This window comes from Pseudomonas sp. RW407, assembly GCF_003176655.1.
Lineage (GTDB): Bacteria > Pseudomonadota > Gammaproteobacteria > Pseudomonadales > Pseudomonadaceae > Pseudomonas > Pseudomonas delhiensis.
The window spans coordinates 1,781,590-1,785,311 of the sequence record NZ_QGSL01000107.1 but is presented as its reverse complement, the minus strand read 5'-3'; the positions used below and the strand labels follow the sequence as shown (position 1 = coordinate 1,785,311).

Here is a 3,722-nt window from a genome sequence, read left to right as displayed (position 1 = left end):
CACGGCCAACGGCGGATAACCGCGAACGGCTATTCGCCCTACGGTCAATTGCCTCTGCCACGCGGAACCATCCGGTGGCACGGTCGTAGGAGCGGACTCTGTCCGCGATTCGGCGGATAACGCCGTAGGCGTTATGCGCCCTACGGATTTCCCGAGAGCTTTAGGTGCCGGGTTCCAGCAGGCTACGCCCCAAACGAACCACATCCCCCTAATCAGGGTTTTTTCTGCGCGCGGCGAATGCATGCCGTTAGACTGCAGGCTGACGACAGGCGAGAGGCGAGCATGGCTGAGTCCGCATTCACCCCCTTCGGCGTGCAGAACCTGCTGGATACCGACTTCTACAAGCTGAGCATGATGCAGGCGGTGCTGCACAACTACCCCAACGCCGAGGTGGAGTGGGAGTTCCGTTGCCGCAACCGCGAGGACCTGCGCCCGTACCTGGCGCGCATCCGCGAGCGCATCGAGGCGCTGGCCGGGCTGAGCTTCAGCAGCGAGCAACTGGCCTTCCTCGAGCGCATTCCCTTCTTCACGCCGGACTTCATCCGCTTCCTTGGCCTGTTCCGCTTCAACATGCGCTACGTGCAGACCGGCATCGAGAACGACGCGTTCTTCCTGCGCCTGAAAGGCCCCTGGCTGCACGTGATCCTCTTCGAGGTGCCGGTGCTGGCCAGCATCAGCGAGGCACGCAATCTGCAGCGTTATCCACAGGTGACCCTGGACCTGGTGCGCGAGCGCCTGCGCGACAAGCTCGACTGGCTGCGCCGCGAGGCCAGCGCCGAGGAACTGGCCGGCTTCAAGATGGCCGACTTCGGCACCCGCCGGCGCTTCTCCTATGCCGTGCAGGAATGCGTGGTGCGCGAGCTGAAGGCGAGCTTCCCGGGCCGCTTCGTCGGCACCAGCAACGTGCACCTGGCGCGCAAGCTCGACCTCAAGCCGCTGGGCACCATGGCCCACGAGTGGCTGATGGCCCACCAGCAGCTCGGCCCGCGGCTGATCGACAGCCAGGCCGCCGCGCTGGACGCCTGGGTCCGCGAATACCGCGGCCAGCTGGGCATCGCGCTGACCGACGTGATCACCATGGACGCCTTCCTGCGCGACTTCGACCTGTACTTCGCCAAGCTCTTCGACGGCCTGCGCCACGACTCCGGCGACCCGCTGGTATGGGCGGAGAAGGCCATCGCCCACTACGAGCAGCTGGGCATCGACCCGCGCAGCAAGACCCTAGTGTTCTCCGACGGCCTCGACCTGCCGCGGGCGCTGCACATCTACCGCTCGCTGCGCGGACGGATCGACGTCAGCTTCGGCATCGGCACCCAGTTCACCTGCGACATCCCCGGCGTCGAGCCGATGAACATCGTGCTGAAGATGACCGCCTGCAACGGCCAGCCGGTGGCGAAGATCTCCGACACCCCGGGCAAGATGCAGTGCAACGACGAGAATTTCGGCCGCTACCTCAAGCACGTCTTCCGCGTCGACGAGGCCCTGGGCTGAAAAGCGCCACGGCGGCGTTGCGCTTCGCCGCGCGACGCGCCAGTCTTGCCGGGTGACCTTCCGTCCACCAGGGGAGCAAGGATGTCAGCGAGCAACCAACTCATCATCGGCGCCGGCGCCGGCGCCGATGGCCAGCCCGTCAGCCAGCCGTGGAAGCTGGCCAACCGCCACGGCCTGATCGCCGGCGCCACCGGCACCGGCAAGACGGTGACCCTGCAGCACCTGGCCGAGAGCTTCAGCGATGCCGGCGTCGCGGTCTTCGCCGCCGACATCAAGGGCGACCTCTGCGGCCTGGGCGCGGCGGGCAACCCCCAGGGCAAGGTGGCCGAGCGCATCGCCTCGATGCCCTGGCTGGGCTACCAGGCCAAGGCCTACCCGGTGAGCCTGTGGGACGTCGCCGGCAAGACCGGCCACCCGCTGCGCACCACCCTCAGCGAGATGGGCCCGCTGCTGCTGGGCAACCTGCTGGAGCTGACCGACAGCCAGCAGGCCGCGCTCTTCGCCGCCTTCAAGGTGGCCGACCAGCAGGGCCTGCTGCTGCTCGACCTGAAGGACCTGAAGGCCCTGCTCAACTACCTCAAGGACCACCCGGAAGTGCTCGGCGAGGACCGCGCCCTGTTCACCGGCGCTTCCTCCCAGGCCCTGCTGCGGCGCCTGGCGACCCTCGAGCAGCAGGGCGCCGAGGCCTTCTTCGGCGAGCCGGCGCTGCAACTGGAGGACATCCTGCGCCCGGACCCCGATGGCCGCGGGCGCATCCACCTGCTCGACGCCAGCAAGCTGGTGCACGAGGCGCCCAAGGTCTACGCCACCTTCCTGCTCTGGCTGCTGTCGGAGCTGTTCGAGCAACTGCCCGAGCGCGGCGACGCCGACAAGCCGGTGCTGGCGCTGTTCTTCGACGAGGCGCACCTGCTGTTCAACGGCACGCCCAAGGCCCTGCACGACCGCCTGGAGCAGGTGGTGCGGCTGATCCGTTCCAAGGGCGTGGGCGTGTACTTCGTCACCCAGTCGCCCAGCGACCTGCCGGACGACGTCCTGGCCCAGCTCGGCCTGCGCATCCAGCACGGCCTGCGCGCCTTCACCGCCAAGGAGCAGAAATCCCTGCGCGCGGTGGCCGACGGCTTCCGCCCGAACCCGGCGTTCGACACCCTGCAGGTGCTCACCGAGCTGGGCATCGGCGAGGCGCTGGTGGGCACCCTGGAAGAGAAGGGCACGCCGTCCATGGTCCAGCGCGTGGCCATCGCCCCGCCGCAGTCGCGCATCGGCCCGCTGGGCGAAGCCGAGCGCGCCGCGATCATCCGCAGCTCGCCGCTGGCCGGTCGCTACGACAAGCCGATCGACCGCGAATCGGCCTACGAGCGCCTGACCGGCCGCACCGACGACAAGATGGCGCCCAGCGAAACCAAGGCCGACGCCGGCAGCAGCCTGGGCAGCATGGCCGGGGAAATCCTCGGCAACCTGGCCAGCCAGACCATGAAGACCGTGGTGCGCCAGGCCGCCAACCAGATCGGCCGCGAGCTGGTGCGCGGGCTGATGGGCTCGCTGCTGGGCGGCAAGCGGCGGTAGGTAGGGCGCCGGTGTTCCGGCCGGCGGCGGATAACCGCGAACGGTCATTCCCCTACGAACCTGAACCGCGGCGCCCCGCCTCTCGCCCTACCTGTAGGAGCGCGCCCTGCGCGCGATTCGCGGACAGAGTCCGCTCCTACGGTTCCAGGAAGGCACGGACGTAGGAGCGGACTTCGTCCGCGATTGGACCCACCGGCCACGCCGGGCGCCCCGGTGGCACCACCATCGGCGTATAACCGCGAACGGTTATACGCCCTACGCATAGGCAGACGCCGTGTATGAAAAAGGCGCCCGAAGGCGCCTTTTCATTAGATGCGGAAACTATCCACCAACTGCCGCAGGCGCCCGGCCTGGTTTTCCAGGTCGGCGCAGGCGCGCAGGGTGGCCTTGAGGTTCTCCACGCCTTCCTGGTTCAGGGTGTTGATCTCGGTGATGTCCATGTTCAGCGAGTCCACCACCGCGGTCTGCTCCTCGGTGGCGGTGGCCACCGACTGGTTCATCGCATCGATCTCGCTGATGCGCCCGGTGACGCTGGCCAGGCGCTGGCCGGCGCGGTTGGCGATCTCCACGCTCTCCAGGCTGTAGCGCTGGCTTTCGCCCATGGTGGTCACCGCCTCGCGGGCACCGACCTGCAGTTCCTCGATCATGCCCTGGATCTGCTGCGCGGC

2 protein-coding genes and 1 pseudogene are annotated in these 3,722 nt (G+C 68.2%); 2 read left to right on the top strand and 1 reads right to left on the bottom strand.

The window, feature by feature from the left end; all coding sequences use genetic code 11:
- The first annotated feature begins 282 nt into the window (after window positions 1–282).
- Window positions 283–1,491, top strand: a complete 1,209-nt coding sequence (gene pncB / locus DK254_RS32145) for a nicotinate phosphoribosyltransferase (RefSeq protein WP_109937080.1) — start codon at window positions 283–285, stop codon at window positions 1,489–1,491.
- Window positions 1,492–1,572: 81 nt separating this feature from the next.
- On the top strand, window positions 1,573–3,054 hold the full coding sequence (locus DK254_RS32140; protein WP_109937079.1) for a helicase HerA-like domain-containing protein: 1,482 nt from the start codon (window positions 1,573–1,575) through the stop codon (window positions 3,052–3,054).
- A gap of 308 nt (window positions 3,055–3,362) precedes the next feature.
- Here DK254_RS32140 and DK254_RS32135 read toward each other — a convergent pair.
- Window positions 3,363–3,722 (bottom strand): annotated as a pseudogene (locus DK254_RS32135) (chemotaxis protein); the annotation flags it as partial.

Excerpts from the sequence above, each read along its gene's own strand:
- pncB (WP_109937080.1), top strand. The coding sequence starts at position 283 with ATGGCTGAGTCCGCATTCACCCCCTTCGGCGTGCAGAACCTGCTGGAT.
- DK254_RS32140 (WP_109937079.1), top strand. The coding sequence starts at position 1,573 with ATGTCAGCGAGCAACCAACTCATCATCGGCGCCGGCGCCGGCGCCGAT.